The 553-nt window shown below is 64.4% G+C and carries 1 pseudogene; it reads left to right on the top strand.

Features of this window, described 5'->3' with window-relative positions:
• Positions 1–135: 135 nt before the first annotated feature.
• Positions 136–553 (top strand): annotated as a pseudogene (locus tag MXC99_RS00255) (IS1634 family transposase); the annotation flags it as partial.

The raw sequence follows: 553 nt of genomic DNA, 5'->3' as shown, positions 1-553 counted from the left end.
CCCGAGTTTGACAGCTCCAAGGCACATTTCCGCCCCACCCCCAGCAACGGCGCGGGTTTCAGGGCGATGGGGCGCCAAAAACCTAGATACACGGGTTGTTGATTTTTCGCCCTTAATCCCGCTACCGTGCTGTGCATGTACTTGAGACAGAGCAAACAGAAGCGGGCCGATGGGCGGGAGATCACCTACCTGCAACTGGCCGAGAACGTGTGGGATGCGACGAAGGGGCGCTCGCAGGCGCAGATCGTGTTCAACTGCGGTCGTGCCGACGATCCGGAGGTCATCGAGCGGCTGCGCCGTCTGGCCAAGAGCATCCTGCGCCGCTGCTCGCCCGAGGCCATCGTGTCCAACGATCCGGGCTGGCGGCTGGTGTGCGCGTGGCCCTACGGCGATGTGCACGCACTTCAGGCGGTGTGGCAGCGGCTCGGGATCGATGTCATCGTGCGTGCGCAGGCGCACGGCCGGCGCTTTGGCTTCGAGATGGAGCGGGCGCTGTTCGCACTGGTGGCCAATCGCGCCTGCGCGCCTGCCTCCAAACTGTACTGTCATGAAC

Source organism: Thauera aromatica, assembly GCF_023093595.1.
Classification (GTDB): Bacteria; Pseudomonadota; Gammaproteobacteria; order Burkholderiales; family Rhodocyclaceae; genus Thauera; species Thauera aromatica_A.
Note: the sequence above shows the minus strand (reverse complement) of the source record. Positions and strands in the feature narration are given on the sequence as shown.